This is a genomic window from Dendronalium sp. ChiSLP03b (assembly GCF_034531165.2).
GTDB lineage: Bacteria > Cyanobacteriota > Cyanobacteriia > Cyanobacteriales > Nostocaceae > Dendronalium > Dendronalium minutum.
This window is the reverse complement of record NZ_JAVRBR020000019.1, coordinates 1-23,323: the sequence shown is the minus strand read 5'-3', so window position 1 is coordinate 23,323 and position 23,323 is coordinate 1. Positions and strand designations below refer to the sequence as shown.

General features: G+C 42.1%; 20 protein-coding genes and 1 tRNA gene. 14 read left to right on the top strand and 7 right to left on the bottom strand.

The features are described 5' to 3' along the window. Positions 1-166 precede the first annotated feature (166 nt). From RMY31_RS05750 to fabD, 5 genes are all read left to right on the top strand, one after another. Positions 167-1,648, top strand: coding sequence for a leucyl aminopeptidase (locus RMY31_RS05750; RefSeq protein ID WP_322665120.1), 1,482 nt, complete (start codon positions 167-169; stop codon positions 1,646-1,648). Between the two features lie 223 nt (positions 1,649-1,871). Beyond that, the gene (gene plsX, locus RMY31_RS05745) at positions 1,872-2,897 is read left to right on the top strand and encodes a phosphate acyltransferase PlsX (protein WP_322665118.1); all 1,026 of its coding nucleotides are present in this window, start codon (positions 1,872-1,874) and stop codon (positions 2,895-2,897) included. Positions 2,898-3,061: 164 nt separating this feature from the next. Then, entirely contained in the window at positions 3,062-3,334 is a 273-nt protein-coding gene (locus tag RMY31_RS05740; RefSeq protein WP_322665116.1) for a hypothetical protein, read from the top strand. A 32-nt stretch (positions 3,335-3,366) separates the two neighbouring features. Further along, entirely contained in the window at positions 3,367-4,359 is a 993-nt protein-coding gene (locus RMY31_RS05735; RefSeq protein ID WP_322665114.1) for a beta-ketoacyl-ACP synthase 3, read from the top strand. Positions 4,360-4,480: 121 nt separating this feature from the next. Continuing rightward, the gene (gene fabD, locus RMY31_RS05730; RefSeq protein ID WP_322665112.1) at positions 4,481-5,362 is read left to right on the top strand and encodes an ACP S-malonyltransferase; all 882 of its coding nucleotides are present in this window, start codon (positions 4,481-4,483) and stop codon (positions 5,360-5,362) included. A 37-nt stretch (positions 5,363-5,399) separates the two neighbouring features. On the opposite strand, the gene RMY31_RS05725 is transcribed toward fabD, so the two are convergent. Then, positions 5,400-10,820, bottom strand: coding sequence for an AAA family ATPase (locus tag RMY31_RS05725; RefSeq protein ID WP_322665110.1), 5,421 nt, complete (start codon positions 10,818-10,820; stop codon positions 5,400-5,402). A gap of 163 nt (positions 10,821-10,983) precedes the next feature. Between RMY31_RS05725 and RMY31_RS05720 the strand changes: the two genes are divergently transcribed. The 3 genes from RMY31_RS05720 (at position 10,984) to RMY31_RS05710 (ending at position 13,299) form a co-directional block, all read left to right on the top strand. Then, entirely contained in the window at positions 10,984-11,622 is a 639-nt protein-coding gene (locus RMY31_RS05720; RefSeq protein ID WP_322665108.1) for a lysophospholipid acyltransferase family protein, read from the top strand. A 253-nt stretch (positions 11,623-11,875) separates the two neighbouring features. Next, complete coding sequence (locus RMY31_RS05715; RefSeq protein ID WP_322665106.1) at positions 11,876-12,913, top strand: AI-2E family transporter; 1,038 nt, start codon at positions 11,876-11,878, stop codon at positions 12,911-12,913. Positions 12,914-13,005: 92 nt separating this feature from the next. Next, positions 13,006-13,299, top strand: coding sequence for a DUF2288 domain-containing protein (locus tag RMY31_RS05710; RefSeq protein WP_322665103.1), 294 nt, complete (start codon positions 13,006-13,008; stop codon positions 13,297-13,299). A gap of 6 nt (positions 13,300-13,305) precedes the next feature. On the opposite strand, the gene RMY31_RS05705 is transcribed toward RMY31_RS05710, so the two are convergent. The 3 genes from RMY31_RS05705 to RMY31_RS05695 form a co-directional block, all read right to left on the bottom strand. Beyond that, positions 13,306-13,845, bottom strand: coding sequence for a YdcF family protein (locus RMY31_RS05705; protein ID WP_322665101.1), 540 nt, complete (start codon positions 13,843-13,845; stop codon positions 13,306-13,308). Positions 13,846-14,116: 271 nt separating this feature from the next. Continuing rightward, positions 14,117-14,190, bottom strand: a tRNA-Arg gene (locus tag RMY31_RS05700). A gap of 33 nt (positions 14,191-14,223) precedes the next feature. Further along, the gene (locus RMY31_RS05695; RefSeq protein ID WP_322665099.1) at positions 14,224-15,321 is read right to left on the bottom strand and encodes a tocopherol cyclase family protein; all 1,098 of its coding nucleotides are present in this window, start codon (positions 15,319-15,321) and stop codon (positions 14,224-14,226) included. Between the two features lie 33 nt (positions 15,322-15,354). On the opposite strand from RMY31_RS05695, the gene RMY31_RS05690 reads away from it, so the two are divergent. Together RMY31_RS05690 and RMY31_RS05685 are read left to right on the top strand one after the other, a co-directional pair. After that, positions 15,355-15,993, top strand: a complete 639-nt coding sequence (locus RMY31_RS05690) for a J domain-containing protein (RefSeq protein WP_322665097.1) — start codon at positions 15,355-15,357, stop codon at positions 15,991-15,993. A gap of 376 nt (positions 15,994-16,369) precedes the next feature. Beyond that, entirely contained in the window at positions 16,370-17,104 is a 735-nt protein-coding gene (locus RMY31_RS05685) for a hypothetical protein (protein ID WP_322665095.1), read from the top strand. Between the two features lie 546 nt (positions 17,105-17,650). Here RMY31_RS05685 and RMY31_RS05680 read toward each other — a convergent pair. Together RMY31_RS05680 and RMY31_RS05675 are read right to left on the bottom strand one after the other, a co-directional pair. Beyond that, entirely contained in the window at positions 17,651-18,484 is an 834-nt protein-coding gene (locus tag RMY31_RS05680; RefSeq protein WP_322665093.1) for a metallophosphoesterase, read from the bottom strand. An 87-nt stretch (positions 18,485-18,571) separates the two neighbouring features. Continuing rightward, positions 18,572-19,402 (bottom strand): metallophosphoesterase, encoded by an 831-nt coding sequence (locus tag RMY31_RS05675; RefSeq protein ID WP_322665091.1) that lies wholly within the window; start codon positions 19,400-19,402, stop codon positions 18,572-18,574. A gap of 249 nt (positions 19,403-19,651) precedes the next feature. On the opposite strand from RMY31_RS05675, the gene RMY31_RS05670 reads away from it, so the two are divergent. Next, complete coding sequence (locus RMY31_RS05670) at positions 19,652-20,830, top strand: AAA family ATPase (protein WP_322665089.1); 1,179 nt, start codon at positions 19,652-19,654, stop codon at positions 20,828-20,830. A gap of 276 nt (positions 20,831-21,106) precedes the next feature. Beyond that, complete coding sequence (locus RMY31_RS05665) at positions 21,107-22,069, top strand: aldo/keto reductase (RefSeq protein WP_322665086.1); 963 nt, start codon at positions 21,107-21,109, stop codon at positions 22,067-22,069. Positions 22,070-22,134: 65 nt separating this feature from the next. On the opposite strand, the gene RMY31_RS05660 is transcribed toward RMY31_RS05665, so the two are convergent. Then, on the bottom strand, positions 22,135-22,446 hold the full coding sequence (locus RMY31_RS05660) for a hypothetical protein (RefSeq protein ID WP_322665085.1): 312 nt from the start codon (positions 22,444-22,446) through the stop codon (positions 22,135-22,137). Between the two features lie 124 nt (positions 22,447-22,570). On the opposite strand from RMY31_RS05660, the gene RMY31_RS05655 reads away from it, so the two are divergent. Continuing rightward, the gene (locus RMY31_RS05655) at positions 22,571-22,822 is read left to right on the top strand and encodes a DUF433 domain-containing protein (RefSeq protein WP_322665137.1); all 252 of its coding nucleotides are present in this window, start codon (positions 22,571-22,573) and stop codon (positions 22,820-22,822) included. Then, positions 22,819-23,151 carry a DUF5615 family PIN-like protein gene (locus tag RMY31_RS05650; RefSeq protein ID WP_322665083.1) on the top strand — a complete coding sequence of 111 codons (333 nt, stop codon included), beginning with the start codon at positions 22,819-22,821 and terminating at the stop codon, positions 23,149-23,151. The genes RMY31_RS05655 and RMY31_RS05650 overlap by 4 nt, the downstream gene beginning before the upstream one ends. The last annotated feature ends 172 nt before the right edge of the window (positions 23,152-23,323 follow it).

The window sequence follows — 23,323 nt, the reverse complement described above, 5'->3', positions numbered from 1 at the left end:
CTTTTTTTCCTGAGTTTTGGGCTGCTCACTTCAACTTCTCTGTGCCTAAAAAGGAAAAACCTGCTCCCCCCTACTTTCCCCATCCCCCATCCCCTTGCCCCTCAGACTGAAACAAGAATTTTAAGCAATACTGGTACAGGAAGGAATATTTACACAAAATCCAAAAATGGCAATTCAACTAAGTGATAAGCCTTTGTTAGAGTGGGCGGGCGATACTTTGGCAATTGGATTATTTGAAGATGCAGTAGAGCTAACTGGTGAACTAGCGACTTTAAATGAGAAGTTGGCTGGAGTCTTAAAAGAACTGATTGCTGAAGAAGAATTTACAGCCAAAGCCAACAGCACCGTCTTTACCCGTGTGGCTGCTGGGAACCTAATTCGTAAAGTCATTTTAGTAGGTTTGGGCAAACCAGAAGCGCTGAAGCTAGACTCAGTGAGACGCGCTGCTGCTGCTGCTGCTAGGGTAGCCAAAAAGCAAAAAAGCAAAACTCTCGGCTTTAGTTTTCCATTATGGAACAACGATCCGGCGGCAACTGCCCAAGCGATCGCTGAAGGAACTCAATTAGCGCTTTATCAAGATATTCGCTTTAAATCAGAGCCAGAAGATAAAGGGCCACAAATCGAAACTGTAGATTTACTAGGTTTTGCTGGACAAGAAGCAGCCATTACCCGTGCTAATCAAATCGTTTCGGGGGTAATTTTGGCACGGCAGTTAGTAGCAGCGCCAGCCAACGAAGTAACACCTATTACTTTGGCAGAAACCGCTCAAGCGATCGCCACTGACCACGGTTTACAAGTGGAAATTCTGGAACGGGAAGACTGTGAAAAGTTAGGTATGGGAGCTTTTTTAGGAGTTGCCCAAGCTTCTGACTTGCCACCAAAATTCATTCACCTGACTTACAAGCCAGAAGGTACACCCAAAAAGAAACTAGCAATTATTGGTAAAGGTCTAACCTTCGACTCTGGTGGACTCAATATTAAAGGTGCTGGTAGCGGCATCGAAACCATGAAAATTGACATGGGTGGGGCAGCAGCTACCTTGGGTGCAGCCAAAGCAATCGGGCAACTCAAGCCAGATGTTGAGGTTCACTTTATCTCAGCGGCGACTGAGAACATGATTAGCGGTCACGCCATGCACCCAGGTGATATCCTCAAAGCCTCTAACGGCAAAACAATAGAAGTGAACAATACCGATGCTGAGGGACGTTTGACCCTAGCAGATGCCTTAGTGTTTGCCGACAAATTAGGTTTAGATGCGATCGTGGACTTAGCCACCCTGACTGGTGCTTGTGTCATTGCCTTGGGCGACGATATTGCTGGTTTGTACACTCCCGATGATGCTGTAGCTTCCCAGCTAGAAAAAGCTGCTGAAACTTCAGGGGAAAAGCTTTGGCGAATGCCAATGGAAGAAAAATATTTTGAAGGATTGAAATCTGGCATTGCGGACATGAAAAACACCGGGCCGCGTCCAGGTGGTTCCATTACCGCTGCCCTTTTCCTCAAGCAGTTTGTCAAAGATACGCCTTGGGCACACTTAGATATTGCTGGCCCAGTCTGGACAGACAAAGAAAATGGCTACAACGGCGCGGGAGCAACTGGCTACGGCGTTCGGACATTGGTTAGCTGGGTACTGGGGACTGGCGACTAGGGACTGGCGACTGGGAAAGAAAAGAGCACAGAGATCGTTCTTTACCTTTTTCCCTACTCCAATCGCCGATCCCCAATCCACAGTCCCCAACAATTCGTGCTATCTTGGGCTTGCCGCCAAAATCTGTTGCAATAGTAACAAACGAGATTTGGCAGTCAGAAAGTTACGGTTTTTCAGCAAAGCCATCTGGTAAAATTTGTAAGGTTTCTAGAAGCTCTAAGCAATGGGATCGACTTGCGTACGGATAGCAATTGACGCAATGGGAGGGGATCATGCACCCGGTGAAATCGTTGCTGGCGCATTGCGAGCAATGGAAGAACTGGGTGTGAAAGTCTTGTTGGTGGGCGATCCCCAACAAATTGCGGCTGCCTTACCGCCAAAAACAAATTTGGCCCAGGTAGAGATCGTTCCTGCCCAGGAAGCGATCGCAATGGATGAGGAGCCTTTAAACGCTGTGAGGCGCAAACGGAAGGCTTCTATCAATGTGGCAATGGATTTGGTCAAGAATCAACAGGCAGATGCTGTGTTTTCTGCTGGGCACTCTGGGGCAGCTATGGCAGCAGCTTTGCTCCGCCTAGGACGGTTGCCAGGAATTGACCGCCCAGCGATTGGAACAGTTTTTCCCACGATTATAGCTGGCAAACCAGTACTGATACTTGATGTCGGCGCAAATGTAGACTGTCGCCCGAAGTTTTTAGAACAGTTTGCTGTCATGGGGTCGATTTACAGTCAGTATGTTTTGGGTACACCCGAACCCAAAGTAGGTTTGTTGAATATCGGTGAAGAAGACACCAAGGGAAATGAGGTAGCTCTGCGCGCTCACCAACTGCTGCGGGAAAACTCCCAAATTGCTTTTATTGGTAATGCCGAAGGACGTGATGTGCTTTCTGGTAACTTTGATGTGATTGTGTGTGATGGCTTTGTCGGCAATGTGTTATTAAAATTTGCCGAAGCAGTCGGAGAAGTAATTCTGCAAATCTTGCGCGAAGAATTACCACAAGGATTGCATGGTCAAATCGGCACAGCACTTTTAAAACCCAACCTGAAGCGCATCAAGCAACGAATGGATCACGCGGAACATGGTGGTGCTTTGCTTTTAGGCGTGGCTGGAATTTGTTTTATCGGTCATGGTAGCTCTCAAGCACCTTCGATTTTTAATGCCATTCGTATGGCAAAAGAAGCTGTAGACAATCAAGTGCTGCATCGACTCCAGTCTCAATATGAAATGCTACAGCAAGACAATGGTTAGCAATCAGCACTAAAAAGTCAATAGTCAATAAGTCACAATCAATAGTTAAGCTGTCGTGCATTTAACTTGCACTATTTGCGGTTGTCAGGATACTCTACCTACAACAGATTAGTTTTTTAAAGAATACCAATTAATTTTTAGCTAATGACAATGACCAATGACTAATGACAACTGTAGAGATGCGACACCAGTCGCGACAACGGGGAGCCACTGTGGTCTTGGGGTTTCCCCAAGTAGAGCAAGTGGCGTGTGAACCCCACGCCAGTTCTCTCAAGTCGGCAGAGCCTTTCGGCAGTCGCTCATGGGGGAAACCACGCCACTTGCTTCAAGTCGGCAAAGCCGCCCAACGCAGTGGCTCCCCAAGACCGCGCTGCCTCACCACGAGACTGGCTCCGCAACGCGCTGGCTCATTAATCGCGTCTCTACTTAATGACTAATAACTAAAAGCTGATAGCTTCGGAGGGTAGGAGTGGAAAAGTTAGGCATAGCGATTACAGGAAGTGGCTCGGCGATACCAGAAACTGCCGTTGACAACCAAGCATTAACTCAACTAGTTGAAACATCAGACGAGTGGATTGCTACAAGAACGGGAATTCGTCAACGACGTTTGGCAATGGCAACTGAATCCTTGAGTACACTTGCTGCCACTGCTAGCAGTCAAGCGATCGCCGCTGCCGGAATTCAAGCAACCGATCTAGATTTGATTTTGCTGGCGACATCCACCCCTGATGACTTGTTTGGCACAGCTTGTAGGATACAAGCTGAACTAGGAGCAACCAAAGCAGTAGCCTTTGACCTAACAGCTGCTTGCTCTGGCTTTGTGTTTGGTCTGGTAACAGCTGCCCAATACATCAGAACAGGAGTTTACCAAAATGTACTGCTGATAGGAGCAGACATACTCTCTCGTTGGGTTGATTGGACAGACCGTCGTACTTGTGTATTATTCGGTGATGGTGCTGGGGCAGTTGTCTTACAGGCAAACGATCGCGATCGCTTATTAGGATTTGCACTCAGAAGCGATGGTACTCAAAACCATTACCTCAACCTTGCTTATACAGCCTCTTCCCAAGATTTGATTCCAGACGTAAATGTTGCCAAAGGCAATTACCAGCCCATTACCATGAACGGCAAAGAAGTTTACCGCTTTGCTGCCCAAAAAGTCCCAGAAATCATCGACAAAGTTTTGTTTCAAGCTAACCTTAGTGTCGATCAAATAGATTGGTTACTATTGCATCAAGCTAACCAGCGGATTTTAGATGCCGTTGCCCAACGTCTAAATATTCCAGAACATAAAGTTATTAGTAATCTTGCTAATTACGGCAATACCTCTGCCGCCTCTATTCCCCTAGCGTTAGATGAAGCTGTACGACAAGGCAAAATTAAACCGAATGACATCATTGCCACATCCGGCTTTGGTGCCGGTTTGACTTGGGGGGCAGCAATTTTTCAATGGGGAAAATAGAAACTTGTTAGTTGTCAGTTGTCAGTTGTTAGTTGTTTTTTCCACTGATCGCTGACCACTGATCGCTGACCACTGACCACTGACCACTGACCACTGACCACTGACCACTGACCACTGACTAATGACTAAAACTGCATGGGTGTTTCCCGGACAAGGTTCTCAAGCGCTGGGAATGGGAATAGACTTGTTAAATATACCTGCCGCTAAAGACAAATTTGCCCAAGCCGAGGCAATTTTGGGCTGGTCTGTAACAGAAATCTGCCAAAGTGAAGAAGAAAAGTTATCACAAACGCTCTACACTCAGCCAAGTTTATATGTAGTTGAAAGTATTCTTGCTGACCTGCTTCGGGAACGGGGACACCAGCCAGATTTAGTTGCTGGTCACAGTTTGGGAGAATATACTGCCCTTTACATTGCAGGTGTCTTTGAGTGGTCGGCTGGTTTACATCTGGTAAAGCGTCGTGCCGAACTCATGGATAGTATCTCCGGTGGGATGATGGCAGCTTTGATGAACTTTGACCGCAAACAGTTAGAAGAAGTCATTGCTCAAACACCTGATGTTGTGCTGGCAAATGATAATAGTTCGGCTCAAGTAGTAATTTCAGGCACGAGCGAGGCTGTCCAAGCGGTGATGTCTCAAGTGAAGGCAAAGCGTGCTATTCCCTTGAAAGTTTCTGGAGCATTTCACTCACATTTAATAGCAGCAGCGGCTGCGGAATTCCAAGATATTCTAGAATCTGTGGAATTTCAGCCAGCTGTTGTGCCAGTTTTGTCTAATGTCGAACCAATTCCGTCTATTGATGCTGATATTTTAAAGCAGCGCCTGAGCAAACAAATGACTGGTTCGGTACGGTGGCGAGAGATTTCTCTGCAATTACCAGCCAATGGCATTGAGCGAGTAGTGGAAATTGGGCCTGGTAAAGTGCTAACTGGCTTGATAAAACGTAGTAGCCCTGACTTAATATTAGAAAACATCCATAGTGCTGCTAATTTGCCTGTGTAATTTTTTATTTTTTTAGGACTTACGCTCACCACTTATTTCAAGATACATGTGAAATAGGTAACTCAATTACAAACTCAGTTCCTACTCCTAAAATGGAGTTGCAACTCAATTTACCTTGATGCTTTTCCTTAACGATTTGTTGTGCGATCGCCAGTCCTAATCCCGTTCCCTTACCGACAGCTTTAGTAGTAAATAAATGGTCAAATATTTTTTGTTTGACTTGTTCATTCATTCCTTTACCATTATCAGCAATGGCTATTTTAACCTGATTATTTTCTACTGAAGTTGTAATTGTAATTTGGTTGGGCTTGGCTTGAATATCCTCAAAACTCCGACCTGTATTTGATTCATCCAACGCATCAATGGCATTTGCCAGGATATTCATAAAGACCTGATTCAATTGTCCAGGAAAACAATATATTTTCGGTAAATTGCCATACTCAGTTATCACTTCAATATTCGGTCGTTGTTCGTTAGCTTTGAGGCGATGTTTAAGAATTAAAATTGTACTATCAATACCTTCCTGGATGTTAAATGCCACTTTGTAATCTTTATCAGCACGGGAGAAAGTACGGAGACTGGTGCTGATATTTTTGAGGCGATCGCACGCCATTGTCATAGAATCAATTATCTTGGGTAAGTCTTCTAAGCTATAATCTAGGTCAATTTCTTCGGCACGATCGAGAATTTCACTGCCCGGATTGGGTAGACTTTTTTGATATAGCCTGAGATGTTCAACGATATCTGCGATGGTAGGTTTAGCTTGTTTTAGACTAGCGGCAATAAAGGCCAAAGGATTATTCATTTCATGGGCTACCCCTGTAACTAAGTTGCCCAGTGCTGACATCTTCTCACTTTGAACGATTTGTAATTGAGCTTGTTGCAAATCTTGCAATGCTTGTTGGGCTTGTTGATAAAGTTGAGCGTTTTCTAAAGAGATTGCTGCTTGGGAAGACAGTAGGTTAATTATGCTGAGGCGCTCTTTAGTAAATACCCCTTGAGTTAGTTGATTTTCTAGGTAAATAAGCCCTACTAAATGCCCTTGATTAATAATAGGAGTACATAAAACACTCTGGGGTTGATGTTCCAATATATATTGCCCAATTAGACCAGGGATATCTGTTTGGCAATTATCTATTACAACCGTTTGCTGGGTATTTTTTACGTAGTTGATAATTTTGACAGGAATATCTTGACAATTGTCTAGTGATTGTGGCTCAAGAATAGTTTGTATCTCAATCTGGGAATTTACTCCATGATTGACAAAGGTAATTGCCCTAACTTCCCAAGTATCACCTAAGGGAAGAATTAGTACAGATTTTTTCGCGCCAGAGTTTTCGAGGATAATGCGGGTAAGACTAGCAACAAGTCGATCTAATTCCAGAGAACTGGAAATAGCTTGAGCGGCTTTGAGGGCAGAGGTAAAATCTAGAACATCGGAAATACTGCTACTGGCAGTGCTAGAAGTGCGAGTAGATGAGGAATTTCCACGAAGGGCAATAGTTTCTAAAGGGTTGATATTGATTCGTTGCTGTTGCAGGATGGCTTGGAGTAGCTGGGGATAGCATTTTTCTAAATCCTCCACTTTGGCTTTTGCTCCCCAGTAAGCGTAGCGGTAGTATGCTTGGTGCATATATGCTTGAGCAACTTTTTCTTTGCCCCACTCAAGGTAAAATTTAGCTGCAAGCTCATTGCTAATTGCTTCTTCTTGGAGGTATTGGTTTTCTTGGGCGAGTTGAATGGCGCGATCGTAATGTTCAATTGCTTCTGCTTTATTGCCTAAGACTCTTTGTTTTTCAGCCTCAACTAAATGCCATTTATGCAGATGATTCATGGGAGCATGTTGCGCCCATTGGTGCAGAGTGGTTTGATGGATTTGTACCTGGGCGATAATTTCGGCTTGCTCAATTTCTGGATGGGTGGGAAATAGTGCTAGGTGCGTCAGGGCTGCATAGAAATGGAAAATCGGAACAAAAATCAATCCTGATACTCCGAGCAAATACTGCTTACCTTGGTCAATGTAGTCGATCGCAGCTTTGTAGTCACCAAAAGAATAGGCAAGCAATAGTTTGTAGACATAGACTTCGGCCATCACCGTGACTTCATTAGCCTGGCGATGCTTGGGAAGCATCACCGTTTCATCGTAGATAGTGCCGCTTAAACAATCCGGTTGAATGCGGTTTTCCCTGAAGTTCTGTGCCGCCTGCCGCATAATATTTACATAGGACTGGGCAGAATGTTGCTTCACTCGGCCTAAGGCAGCGTTGTAACCTGCTATTTCTGACTCTAAATTGTTGAGTTCAACGCCACTCCAAAAGCCCGCATAGCTGTGACAGCATACGTTATAGCCAGCATGTAAAAAATCACCAGTTTCCATACCAGACGTAAAACCAGTTATCAGTGTTGGTATCGTTGCCCTTAAAGCTTCTTGGCGATGCTGAATAAATCCGCCAAACAAAATGAGAATTGTGGATTTCAATTCCCGCACATTGAACCGATCTAGCAATGAGAGTGCCAATTGCCCAAAGCTATAGCCTGTTTCGACCTCTCCCAAAAAAGCACACAATACCATTCCGTGAAGTACATACCCTACCGTAGAGGCAGGCGGATTGCCAAATTGCAGCGATAGACTCACCATTGTGGAACTAACTAAGGGCAACAAACCCGGTATTCCCTGAAAAACAGGTGCAAACAACATTCCTAACAGTTGCATGGCTGCCTGTGCTTGGGGATCGGTCATCACGGGTAGGTCAGCTAGTTCCTCAATCTGTTTGCCTTCGAGTTGACTGGCAAGGACTTCTAGGGCTTTACCAATCTCAGCATCATTTGGCTCGATGGGTAGCTCAACCCCCAATTGTTTTAGTGCATCTCTGCCGACTGCAATGGCTTCTAAGTGTCTGCTTTGGGCTGTCTGGGCAGCGATTTGAATTTCGTAAATTTTAACTTTGTCTAAAATAGTATGGGCTGATTGCAAAACCAGTGCTGCTATCTGTTCCATCCCATCAAAGTCAGCATTTAAATAGGCAACTTCGGTAGCCGCAACATAGAAGTTGAGGGTCAATGCATACTGATTTTGCCAGCAGTCTGACTGTAGTAGCTCGATTCCTGTTTGGAGATAGACCCTTGCTGCTGCGTAGGCTGTAGAACTTCTGGCCTTACTTCCGGCTTTTAAGTTCAGTTGAGCTAATGTTTCCCGTTCCCTCGGTTGAACGATTGACTCTTGTCCTTGGTTCAAATGCCCGACAATATCAAACAGTTTTTCGTCTTGCTCGCTCGCAGATAAATTTTCGAGGAGTAACTGTCCAATTTTGAGATGAGTTGCTGTTTTTTGACGATCGGGAATCAGAGAATAGGCGGCTTGTTGGACGCGATCGTGTAAAAATTTATATTTAGCTAATTGTTTGCTGGTATTCCCATTTTCCAGCACCAATTTATCATTATCTTCTCCCTGATAAAACTTATAAACATCACTAATTGGTAAAATTAAACCTTCTTGTAAGGCTTTCCACAAACCAGCAGCTGTTTCAATTTCCGATGTTTGGGAAACAATTGCCAAAGTTGCTAAATCAAACTGATTGCCAATACAAGCAGCTAACTGCAATATGTGTTGAGTTGATTGTGGCAGTTTGCGTAATTGAAAAGCCATAAAGGTGACAATATCATCTGTAACTGCTTGCTGATTCACCTGTATCATGTCACATTGCCAACAACCTAATTCAAATGCAAATTGAATCAATTTATCTTGATGCAATGCTTTGAGAAACTGCGTAGCAAAAAATGGATTACCTTTAGTTTTCTGAAATACTAATTGAGAAAGTGGCAATGCCAAATTTTCTGTACATTTAAGTGTATCAGCAACTAACTGATTCACTTGTCCTTGACTCAAAGGTGTTAAAGTAATCGTATTAATTGTTGCTTGTGCTTTTTCGATTTCATTCAAAGTCAACATTAATGGATGTGTTTGATTGACTTCGTTATCACGATATGCACCAATTAAGAAAAGATGCCCTGTATCAGCCATTAATAGCTGCATTAATTTTAGCGATGCCGAATCTGCCCATTGCAAATCATCTAAAAACATCACCAATGGATGCTCGGCAGTAGTAAAGACTTGGGTAAATTTTTGAAATAATAAATTAAATCTATTTTGGGCCGCAGTTCCTGATAAATTGGGTGTGGGTGGTTGTTGACCAATAATTCTTGATAATTCGGGGATGACTTCAATAATTACCTGACCGTTCTCACCTACAGTCTCTAAAATCTTGCTTTTCCATTGCTGGATTTGAGCATCGCTTTCTGTAAGCAATTGCCCCATTAAATCTCGGAAAGCTTGCACAAATGCCGAAAAGGGAATGTTCTTTTGAAATTGGTCATATTTTCCTTTGATAAAATAACCGTGTTGCCGCACAATCGGTTTATGAACTTCGTTGACAACCGCCGTTTTTCCAATACCTGAAAACCCAGCGATCAACATCATTTCTGTCGCCCCAAGGCTAACTCTTTCAAATGCTTGAAGTAGGGTTTCTATTTCTGCTTCTCTTCCATAAAGTTTGTCGGGAATAATGAAGCGATCGCACACATCCCTTTGTGCAATCTCAAAACTCTCAATTTTACCAGTTTCTTTTAGCTGAGTTAAACAAGTTTCTAAATCAAATTTCAGTCCTAATGCACTCTGATAGCGAGCTTCAGCATTTTTTGCCATCAATTTCATCACAATAGCTGACAGCACTTGCGGAATTTCTTCTTTATTCCCTAATGCTGGAGGCATTTTAGCAATATGACAATGTATCAATTCCATGGGATCGTTTGACTCAAAAGGTAACTCTCCTGTGAGTAATTCATAAAAAGCTACACCCAAAGAATAAAAATCAGTCCGGTAGTCAATTCCCCGATTCATTCTTCCTGTTTGTTCTGGGGAAATATACCCGAGTGTCCCTTCTAAAACATTGGGACTAATTAGGGTTTGGGTTTCTCGTGGCAGCAAAGATGCAATACTAAAATCAATTAATTTAACTTGTTTGGTTTCTGGATTAATTAAAATATTGGCAAGTTTAATATCTTTATGAATAATGCGATCGCGATAAAGTATATCTAAAATGTTGCACAAGGCGATCGCCACTTGTAAAAACTCCATTAACGATGGTGCTGTTTCCCCTCTCTCCCTCAATTCTTTCAAAGAAATTCCGCCAAAGTCTTCCATCACTAACGCATAGCCATTTTGGTACGGTTCTAGGCTATAAGTTTGGACTATTAAGGGTGAGTTAAGATTTTTGACAATAGTGTACTGATTGCGAAACTGCACCAGTTCGCTGAAACTAGGATAAGGATTTTTTAGGAGTTTAATTACTACAGGTCTGTGGTCAGTTTTTCGATATCCTCGATAAACTAGGGTTCTAGAACCATTGTAGATTTCTTCAATTATGTGGTATCCGGGAATACTGACTAGAGTGCTAATCATACTGATAAATCTAGAAAATTTCTGGATTTAGTATTCCCAGATGGGTAAAGTAATTCATAGTAGAGGCGCTAAACATTACGTTTCTATAGCTTTTTCGTATTTGCTTTGGGCGTTGCGATCGCTTATGCTAAATCTAATCTAAATCTAATGTGAATTACTTTCTGTGGTTAAAAGTCGCGAACCTTTTATTAGTCTGGCACTTTACCACGCCTTTAAATGGTCGGTCGTCAGCCCCATGCTTCATGCTTACTTTCGGGGTCAAATTCATGGTGAGGAAAATGTCCCTCGATCGGGGCCACTGGTAGTAGTGAGTAATCATGCTAGTTACTTTGATCCACCGATTGTTTCCAATTGTGTACGTCGTCCAGTAGCGTACATGGCTAAAGAAGAGTTGTTTGAGATTCCGGTTTTGGCGCAAGCGATTAAACTGTACGGTGCTTACCCAGTGAGTCGGGGAAATGCCGATCGCACTACCATCCGTGCAGCTCTAGAGTATCTTGAAAATAACTGGGCTGTAGGTGTTTTTTTGCAAGGGACTCGCACCCCAGATGGTAAAATAACAGACCCTAAAAGAGGTGCAGCGCTGCTGGCCGCAAAGGCAAAAGCACCACTATTGCCAGTAAGTTTGTGGGGTAGCGAAAGAATTTTGGAAAAAGGCTCGAAAATACCTCGTGCAGTTCCCCTGACTATCAGGATTGGTCAGTTGATAGATGCTCCTAGTTCTACTAATAAAGAAGAATTGGAGGCCATCACACAAAAGTGTGCAACAGCGATCAATGATATGCATGATTTAGGGCGCTAACTGAGAACCTCATAATAAATATGCTTTAAGGGGGTAGCGATCGCCACTGTATCTCTGTATGTTTAATAACAGTGTCTTCTATAAATCAAGCAATTTGTGCTTGGGGAATACAAACAAATAAATTATCCCGCTTGAAGTTGTTGAATGTTAACTGTCAGAAACTAACAATTACAATAGGGTATTTTTTTAATTGAAAATTTCTTCAATGCATCAGTAAGTATTCTTAATCCAAAATCTAAAATCCAAAATTAATATGAGCGGCTTTGAAGCCAAGAATATTTGGGATAAATTAAATAATTTAGCATTAGTCCGCTTTTTGCTGTTTTTTGCCTCTGGCTGGGCATTCGTGCAGCTTTTAGCGTACTTTGAGGCAGTCATCGTTATTTTTACATTCGCTGCAATTTTAGCTTTTTTACTCAGTTATCCTGTAAAATGGCTGCGGCATTTTTTACCCCATGGCATAGCAGTTATTGTAGTCTTCTTGCTCAGCATTGTGATTCTTGGTGGTCTGGCAATTACCGTAGGCTTAGCGATTTTATCCCAAGGACAACAACTAATTGATAGTATAACTGCATTTTTAAATTCTTTAGTGCCTTTAGTAGAACGAATAGAAGCTTTTTTCCAAAGCCGTAATCTTCAGATAGATTTAAGTGTCATTGAAGAACAATTACGAAATCAAGCTGTATCAAATCTTGTGACTAGTTTGGCTATTTTACAAGGATTTCTCACGAATTTTGTAACTTTTATCTTGATTGCAGTTGTAGCTTTTTTTATGCTATTGGATGGAGAAAAGCTTTGGAACTTTATTTTAAAAATAGTACCAAAGCAGCGCCGCAATAAATTTACGAATATTATCAAACGAGCCTTTTTAGGATTTTTTCGAGGTCAGTTGTTATTGAGTTTATTTCTCACAACTTCGACTTTCCTAATTTTCTTATTATTAAATGTACCTTTTGCCTTAGTGTTATCAGTCATAGTCGGCATTATTGACATCATTCCTGGCATAGGAGCAACATTAGGAATTGGCACAATTACTTTAGTTGTTTTGTCTCAAGGTGTTTGGTTAGCATTGAAAGTCTTGGCAGCTTGCATCATACTTCAGCAGATACAAGATAACTTGATCGCACCACGAATTATGCAAGATGCCCTCAACCTGAATCCCGTAGTAGTATTTTTTGCTTTGTTAGTAGGTGCAAGAGTAGCAGGTTTACTAGGCGTTTTTATTTCTATTCCTATTGCTGGAGTAATTGTCTCTTTGTTTGAGATTGATGAAATGAAAGCGGAGGTATAGTTAAGTTAGGAGTAGAGACGCAATTAATCGCGTCTGTTAGGAGTTAATAATTAATGTAAAATACTCTGTAAACCAATACAAATTGGGGATTTATGTCGTCGGATTTAAGAGCAGAATTAACAGAAAGCGTAGATGAGGCAGAATGGGAGTGGCTAATTCCTCATGTACAACGGGATGCGGTGATTGTGGTGGCGCTGGGGCTAGATTTGCTGGATGTGGGAGAAGCAATTGTTAACGATAATACTTCATCAGTGCAACAGTGGATTGACGAGCAATTAATTGCCAAACCCACCACAGCACAGATAGGAGAATGGAATAGCGATCGCACTAAGCGATTTCATACCTTGATCGTCCAGCCTTATGTTCTAGTACAAGAAATAAACTGATGACTGTTAACGGTCAATAGACTGCTTATTTTGATCGTCCGCACCAGTGTATCCAGTTGCCACCCAAACTAAGGCCCTAACACCATCACGGATAGATTTTTCCACGGGTTCAGAGGATTGTTTTGAAGGAACTGGCACTGGTTTAAAATCAATACCCCGACTACCTAAAACTATCTCGCCAATGACACAGGCACGGCGCATATGGTAGTCAGAAGTAACTAAATAAACACTCTTAATACCGCGAGCTTGCAAACGATCTACCAAAGTAGTAAAATTTGTAACAGTATCTACCGCTTCATAATCCAAGTGTAAACGTTTGGGATCGATACCAGCTTTAGCAAACACCTTTTGGGTGTATCTAGGTGGGCTACCACCAGAAATCCATATTGGTAAATTTGGATGCTGGCGAGCAAAACTTGCCGTAAACCTTTCTCGTTCTAGACGTTTGGTTGAACCACCCAACACAACTACTGCTTGCGGTTGTATGGGTTCGTTTTGCGATTCTTTGTATCCCAACCACATTAACAGCGGCAAGGCAAGAACCATAAACCGAATTGATTTACCTGTGAACAATAGATTATTCTTCAAGGCTCTATGACTTTATCTGCTGAGACAGAATTTCCTCTAAAAACATCTAAACAACTTTGTAGGCAGCAGATTTATAAAAAATCTGCCCAAATAGGATGGCTATTTTTTGGTTAAGACGCGATTGAAGGCGTATTTGCCATTTCGGCTAATTGATGCACTATCCTACACTGGAACGGATAATTCATCAAATACTTCCGGCCACTTTCTTTATTTAATTGTGTTTTAACGACGGGACTGGCCAGATTCGAACCGGCGACCTAGCGCTTAGGAGGCGCTCGCTCTATCCAGCTGAGCTACAGCCCCAATTACGAAGCACATACAATAATAGCAGTAGTTTTAGCTAGACTGCCAAGAATTGTCCCAAGAACCGCCGCCTATTTCTAAACCACAAAGAGAACTTTGTGCTTTCAGGATTATTTGAGATTTTCCATCACTTATTTTTCGCAACTCCAAATTTAACTTGCCTTGCATGGTATCTCGACAACAGAATCTTAAACCGTCTGCTGTCGGCGCACGCAGGGGTGTACCAGGTAGATGCGTGGTTCCTGTCAACTCAATCTCGTAGTTTAGGTTGCGTGCTTGCATTTGCCATCTGCCCCAAGGCTGAATATCCCATTTGACTGTTGAATTCCAGGGAACGAATTCGTAAAACTTGCCTTGATAGTGCAAGCCAATCATTGCAACAGATTCCATCCACCACAACACACCGCGCCGTCCGCCACCAGCAGTTAATGCCAAATCTGGTTCATCATCAAAACTATTGCAATTTAGCCAAAACCATTTTTGAGGAAAAGCACCGCCCCAATTTTTTTCTCCGTAAGCTGGCGCATTGGTAAATTCATAGATTTTGCCATTCCAATCAATCCAACCGCTAGCCAAGCCGTGTGCCATCAAAATTTGCCATCCTGGTTCAAAAATTTGTAAAAATGAAAGCCAGCCAGCTGTTGATTGCTGAATGCTATTTTGATTGCCCCAGCCATACACTGGTTGAATTTCATACTGCCAGCGGCAATAATGATTAGTGGTGCGATCGCGAATTATTCCTTGATTTAAAGTAGCTGTGGCTTGATAGCCTTCTTGCACGTGACGCTCAAACTCTGCTGGTAAAAGGTAAATTGCTTGAGTGTTTAAGTCGGTTTTACCCCAATGACCCAAGCCTAAAACATCTCGACTACCCCAAAACTGTGTCACATCAGGAAATGTACGGCACAGATACTCATCATTCGGGCCAAGGACTTGGGCTGCACCACCACTATATCGTTTACTCCCGATGGGATCTTCGATGGAGTACATAAAAGCAAAGGTTTGACCGCATTCTGGCAAAGTTACGCGATAATACCAACCTTCAAAAAAGCGACGGCTACTACCATCCCAATGGTAGCCGCTATGAGGTGTTTGAGTTAGCTGCAAAGGTTTTACGGGAATTATTAACATAGATTTACATAGTTATATATTCTCATATGCGCGATGTCTAACGACAAGCCGCCACGTTCACACCTCGATATCGATCGTGCTTACGAAATTCTAGGACTAACACCTGGAGCATCGCCAGCACAAGTAAAGCAAGCTTACCGTAAGCTGGTTAAAATTTGGCATCCCGATCGCTTTTTTGACCAAGAGCAAAAACAGGAAGCAGAGGAAAAAATCAAAACAATCAATGCAGCTTACAACAAGCTAAGGTCTGAAAGTCCACCCGAAAATCCAACTGTTGTAAATCCATCTCCCCAAAAAAATCCCACAACAATATCTGTCAATCGCTGGGATGCGGAAACTTACTATAATTCCGGCGTGGACAATGCCACCAAAGGATTTTATCAGGAAGCGATCGCAGACTTTAGCCAAGCAATCCGTCTCAACCCTCGCTATATTGAGGCATACAAGTACAGAGGGCTGGTTTGCTCCCAACTGGGATATGAATATAGAGCCACTTCCGATTTAAATAAAGCCGCACAGCTAGAACTGGATTTGACTACTCACAAAACTGCTTCTAGATCGCCAAAATCAAGACGGTCACAGCGAATAGAAATTGTCTCTAAGCCTAGACCACTTGCTGTTGTGGAAAGGTTGTGTCAGAAAATCAAAAGATTATTGAGACTTAACAGATGATTTTGAGTGTTGACTGTCAAAAGTCATCACTCAAGACAAAATATTACTGTTCCAGATTACCTTTACAATTTATTCATTAAAAATATTGCAAGCAATACAATTTCTTTAAATTTGCTGCAATCAAATAATTGCAGCAACTATCCAGATTAATAACTATCAAATAGCCATTAATCAAGCCGATAAACAACAAAATTTTATCAAAAATTACTTCTTTTGATGCGATTATATCCTTCCTCCTGATAGAGCAAAATAAGCAATTACAGAGGTTAGCATAAAGCATATCTAAAGTTCAATAACAATAAAACTTTAGATAAATATAAAACTTTAAAATCTTTGGATTTGTTTGAACTCAAATTGAGGAGTGAAATCAAAAATTATGGCTATTCCTAATAATCAGCAAAACGAAAACAGTGAAATTAGGCAAGAATCTTACACTGGGACTGACGGTAATACCCACACCCACGTGACGCGAACGAGTGAAACAGTTAATAACAGGACAGATAATCCCAACTCTTATCAGAATGGTTACGTACAGGGTCGCAACAATGAGCGCAACTACCAGCAAGCTTATCTAGCTGAGCGTGACAATGAAAATGCTGGGCGTGGGCTGCTGTTGGGTATTATCCTGACCTCCCTAGTTACTTTAACTGTAGGTGCGGTCTGGTACTTCAACCAACGCAACAATGCAACAGTTGACAATGTTGACAAGACTACGCCGGTTCTGGTTCCTGTACCGAGTAATAGTACTCCAACTCCTAGTCCATCTCCTCAATCAAAAACCACAATTATTGAAAGAACTAGAGAAGTACCTGTTCCAGTTCCGGTGCCGCAACAGCAGGTTTCGCCTCCACCTGCATCTTCCACACCGAATATTAACATTACTGTTCCACCCCAGCAGCCCGCAGCAGAAAAAGTGCCTTCTGCAACCCAGACCACCCCTAGACAGACACAAAGCCCAACAAGTCCCAGTAGTAACTCTTCTACTCCAGAGAGTAAGAGCGATACCTCTGATACCACTTCACCTCAAGGAATAGACCAATCAAACGGTACATCTAATAACGGTTCTTCTACCACTGGTGATACTACTAGTACAGGTGGCTCTGCTCAATAACAGCTTCTCAATTCTGATGCCCGCTTGATACTACCGATTTTTACAGGGGTAGTACCAAGTGGGACAATTTTTAAGAAAGATTTCTAAATTATTGCGACAAATTAATGGTACTCAAGTTTAGTAAACATATAACCCATGTTTAAAATAGGATGCTAAATTAAGAGCAAGGTACAAAAAGGTTAAAAACTCGTTAAACAAAACCTTGAGATTGGAGCCTGTACCTCCTGCTCTAATACCCTTGCAATCATCATTCGATTGACGCATCTTGTGAAAGTGTTTTCGCCTTGAGTTTATTGATTTTTTGGAGGTTTTTGAACGTACAGCCAGAAATGCCTGCCTATTGGAATTGATGATGCTCAATACTCAATAGAATGATTGCAAATATTGTCCACCTTATCTGAGTTATATTTCCTCTGTTTTTTCAATTTCCTCGAACTATTGCATATTTAATAAACCGCCAAAAGCTGCTGATATGTATCCATCGTAGCTTTTGGCGGTTATAGTATGAGTAAAAAAAATTTATAATCCAGAGTTTTTAGTTCTCGACTATTGACTATCTAACGTGATTACAGTGACTTCTGGCGGACAAAATAGCCGTCCTGGTCGATAAGTTCCCAGGCCACGATTGACATATAATTGATTATCGGCTACTTGGTGGAAGCCTTGTGCCCACTCCCAATATCGCACTACTTTTGAGCAATCTCCTAGTAAAAATGGCACCCAACGCCGTAGTTTTTTAGGGAGTTGTTTTAGCAGCTTTTTGTAATGGAAGACTACAGGGCCAATACCTGGTATTACAATATGACCGCCGTGGGTATGACCAGATAGTTGCAAATCTACTCGCCATTGTTCCAATATCTTGGCAGTATCCGGATTGTGAGATAAAACGATGCGGGGTATGGTGGGATCTAACTGGTTCATGACTGGTGCGGGGTTAAATTCCCGCGACCAATAATCAGCTAGTCCTACTATTGGTAATTCTTGCCCTAATGGATAGGCAATTTCATTCCAAAGGACATTAATCCCAATGCTTGTAAACGCTGATGTAACTTCCTGTTTAGAGTGATTGTAGTGGATGTCATGGTTGCCGAGTACGGCATAAATGCCATAGCGACTTTGTAGATGTTTGAGTCGCAACACAAGCTGGTGAATCGGCGTGGGATCGTCGGTTACGTAGTCGCCGGTTAATAGAATTAAATCTGGTTCAGCTTCGTTGGTGGCTGCGATCGCATTTTCTAACATTTCCTCTGACAGCCGCAAACCATCATAGTGAAAATCCGATAACTGTACCAGTTTTGTACCTTGTAAAGATGTTGGAAGTTCCGCAATCTTAACCGTTAATTTATCTACACTTAAACAACCTGTAAACAACCAGTGCATAGTGCGACAAAGACTCCTCATACCAGCGTTTACAGCTTATCAAAAATCAAAATGTATCTTGAGTAAATACAAAAATCTAATTGTAACCTACTCACTTTGTAGCGTAATTACTGTAACTTCTGGCGGACAAAATAAGCGTCCTGGAAGATAAGTTCCCAAGCCACGATTGACATATAACTGATTTTTTCCGATGCGATGCAAACCCTGGGCCCATTCCCAATGGCGTAGTACAAAGTAATCTTTTCTCAGAAATGGCAAGCGACGGCGTACTTTTAAGGGGATTTTTGGCAAGATATTTTTGTGATAGGGTAGCATAGGCCCAAGTCCAGGTATTGCAATTTGACCGCCATGAGTGTGACCAGATAGTTGCAAATCTACTCGCCATGCTTGCAATATCTCGGCCGTATCTGGATTGTGCGATAGAACAATACGGGGTGTGGCAGAGTCTAGCTGGTTCATGACTGGTTCGGGATTGAATTCCCGTGAGTAACGATCTGCCAGTCCTACTAATGGTAATTCTTTTCCCCATGGATAAGCGATTTCATTCCAGAGAACGCGCACCCCAATGTTAGTAAGTGCGGCTGTTACTTCGGTTTTTGCATTTCTATGACGGATATCGTGATTACCCAATATGGCATAAGTACCATAGTTGCTTTGTAGATGTTTGAGTCGCAGCGCCAGTGTATGAATAGGTTCTGGGCTTGTAGTTACATAATCACCAGTCAATAGCACTAAATCGGGTTTTGCTTGGTTGCTAACTGCGATCGCTTTTTCTAACATTGCTTCCGACAACCGCAAACCATCATAGTGAAAGTCTGACATCTGCACCAACTTCTTACTTTGTAGAGATGCAGGTAAACCTGCAATTTTAACCGTTAATTTATCTACACTCAACGGCCCAGATAATAACCAGTGCATAATGTGCTTTGTAAACCTTAATAATAGCGCTTACAGCTTAGCTAAAAATTATGCGATCGCCTGTGGCAACCACGACACTTCTTGAAAAATTCATTAAGGGCTGTAGATTTCATTGAGTCTAATTTGGAATTTTGATACCCAGCGCTTTAAATAAGTGTTGTAATTAACTATATTTAAATTATTGATTGTTATCAACTATACTTAAGTGTACGAGCTTCTTATCTTGAACTAAAACAGCGAAAGTTTTTTATGTCGTTACCTTTGGAACCACAATTTATTCAAGATTTTACTCATTTCGAGCAGCATGTAGCAAAACTTATTTATAGAGCAGGCTGGACAGTTGAAACTGCCAAGCCCAACCAGGTTGGTTATGATTTGGTTGCGAGTAAAGAAAATCTGGTTGTCGCTGTTCAGGTGAAATGGCTAAAAAGTAATGTGGCAGCACCACAGATTTTAAAATTTGCTGATTTTTTGGATTCTAACGAAGGTAAAAAATTTAATTTTGGTTGGTTCATAACCACAAAAGGCTTTAGTGGCCCAGCGTTATCATTAATTAGATCGTGGAATAAGGATACTAAAATCCGCTGCGGCATTGCCCATGAACATAAATTAGTTAGTGTTAATGGTTTGAAAGATATAGCTGATGGAGAGAATAACGGAATAACAACCTCAGACAATGAAGATAATATTTCTAAAAAACTTTATTTTGGAATTTTTACTTGCAAAGGTGGAGTCGGAAAAACAACTGTAGCAGGACATTTAGCAGGAGCATTAGCACTGCAAGGATTTAACGTGGCTCTTGTAGACTTAGATCCAGAACAAAATCTGCAAAAGTTAGTGGGTGATGGCGTTTTCGTGCCTAATCCAAATGGTGTTGGTACTACTATACAAGTGTTTGATGGGCTTGATTGGCATGAAGATGCTGCTCGTGATTGTCAAATAGTAATTTGTGATTGCTCACCTGCATTAGAGCGTAATCCTAAAAAGCTAGTTGAGCGGTTAGATTACTGCATTATCCCAACAACCCTAAATCCCTTAGGAATTAACAAGCATGGTAAAGTTATTCAACAGACAGTTCACGAAATCCGTCAAATCAACAAAAATGCTCATTTATTTGTCGTAGTCAATAACTTTAAAGATCCAGGAGTTAAGCGTTTCAAACTGTTGAAACAAGTATATGTTACAGCTTATGATGAAATTAGTAAAATAGACAATAAATTTCATTGCATAGATCCAGAAGAAGTTTGTATTAGAGCTAGTGACCTACTTTATTACTGGGGTATACATATACTCGAAAACCCAGACAACCTTGCTAGTAGATTAGCATTTGACCTAATTGGTGGTAGATGCTACCCGCGTGAGGATTTTATAAGTTTAGCTGATTACATTGAAAGAGAAGCTGGCATAGGAATTCTAAGGACTAGTTAAAATGTCTAAGACAGAGACTACAACGACTTCTTACGAATGTAATATGTTTATTTACTACATCAACACTTAAGTTTGTAATTGAGACTTTTATAGTAAGTCTATCTTGTGTACAAAGCGTTAGCAGTTGAAAAGCGTTATCAAATATTGGGTCTTTGGAGATAGGTATTACAGCTAAATATAGTGTGTCTCTAGGAAGATACTCTGAACTTCTCTTTGTGTTTGAATTGGCACACAACTATATGTAATTAAGTAATAGCTGGCGTACAAGGAGAACAGATGTCAGGAACTACGTCAAATTCAGAAATGATATACCGCGTACTCGGCAATACACAAAAGAGGGTTTCCGCGATCGGATTGGGTGGTTGGCACATCGGCTTGAAGCACGTTGATGAAGAACTGGGTATCCGGATTGTTCGCACAGCAATTGATCGCGGCATCACTTTTATGGATAACAGTTGGGATTACAACGGTGGAGTTAGCGAGATTCGCATGGGGAAAGCGCTGCGTAATGGCTACCGAGATAAAGTGTTCCTGATGACAAAAATCGATGGTCGTTCTAAGAAAGAAGCAGCAAAACAGATTGACGAATCACTGCAACGCCTGCAAGTAGATTGCATCGATCTCGTTCAGCACCACGAAATTATTCGGTATGAAGACCCACATCGAGTTTTTGATGAAGAAGGGGCGAATGCTGCCTTTATTGAGGCGCGCCAAGCTGGCAAGCTGCGATACATTGGCTTCACTGGGCACAAAGACCCCCACGTTCATCTGCATATGCTGGAAGTTGCAGCCGATCGCGGGTTTAAGTTTGCTACAGCTCAGATGCCGCTGAATGTCATGGATGCACACTACCGAAGCTTTGAGAAGCTGGTTGTGCCAGAACTAGTCAAACAAAATATCGGCGTTCTGGGGATGAAAAGCATGGCAAATGGGATTATTTTAAAATCAAATACTGTAACGCCAATTGAGTGTCTACATTATGCTCTGAATTTGCCCACATCAGTTGTGATTACGGGAATTGACAGCTTGGAAATTCTGGAGCAAGCCTTTGAAGCAGTGCGGACATTCCAACCAATGAATGAGGAAAAAGTGCGATCGCTGTTAGCAAAAACTGCAAAAGCAGCATCACGCGGCGAGTTTGAGCCATTCAAAACTTCATCCATTTTTGATAGCACTGCCCAAAATCCTGATTGGCTGGGAGAAGAACCACAGCGGCTTCAGCAGTTGTTGCCAACATGAGCGCGGAGTTTTTGAACAAATCCTATTGATGCGTTACACAGAAACTTGTTAAGCGATCGCATTGATTAATTATTTCCTCCGTCTCTGTTGTTTAACTGCATAACCGTAAGGCACAGGCCAGTTCGGTTCATCATCCAAGTCGCACGGGCACGAATTGACCAGTATGGGTCGCGGAGTAATTCTCGACCGATGAAAACTAAATCCGCACACCCACGAGTAATTACTTGGTTGGCATACTCAGCATCAGTTATCATCCCTACCGCTCCTGTCGCAATCCCAGCTTCTTCGCGGATTTTGGCAGCAAAAGGCACTTGATAACCTGTCTGCACGGGAATCTTAGCATGAGGTACTAAAGCACCTGTGGAAACATCGATCAAATCAACGCCGCGATCGCACTAACGTCAAAGCTCAACTTGAGAGCGATGGCTGAACCACCCTCTGTTGCAGCACAATATTAGGTTGCTCTAGACTTAGAGAGATATTATGCAGTCTGTAACTACTATGAGCTATCGCGATATTATTACGATTGAGCCAGATAAGCGAGGGGGTAAGCCCTGTATTCGACGAATGCGAATCACAGTATACGATGTTCTGGGATGGTTGGCTGCTGGTATGTCCCATAGCGAGATTTTAGAAGATTTTCCGGAATTGACGGAAGAAGATATTAGAGCCTGTCTAGAATATGCTGCTGATCGCGAGCATCGTTTAGTTGCCTCTCTACGAGACGCTACGCGAACGGCAGGTGATGTTTGAAGCTACTTTTTGATCAAAATTTAAGCCGTAAGTTGGTGAGCCGATTGGCAGATATTTTTCCTGATTCCAGCCACGTTCAGTTTCATGGGCTGGCAGAGAAGACTGATACCGAAATATGGCAATTTGCTAGAATGAACGACTTTTGTATCGTGACTCAAGATGCAGACTTTGTGGAAAGAAGCCGCCTGTATGGTTTTCCGCCTAAAGTTGTTTGGCTACGCTGCGGGAATGTAGCAACTAACCAAGTTGAAGCTCTAATTCGGTCTGGAGTAGAAGCAATTCAAGAGCTTCTGAATAACCCAAATCTGCATTGTCTAGAACTCTACTAACGTCAACTATAAAAGTATTGTTGGAGTTTATCCAATACGGTTCGGTTAAGCTCAAAACCAGGTAGACTGAGGGTTGTCACCCAAGTGTACTAATGTTGAATGCAACTCAAAGAATTCTTACTAATTTCACCAGTAATTGAATCAGGTACAGTACTCAAAGCTTTAGAAACAG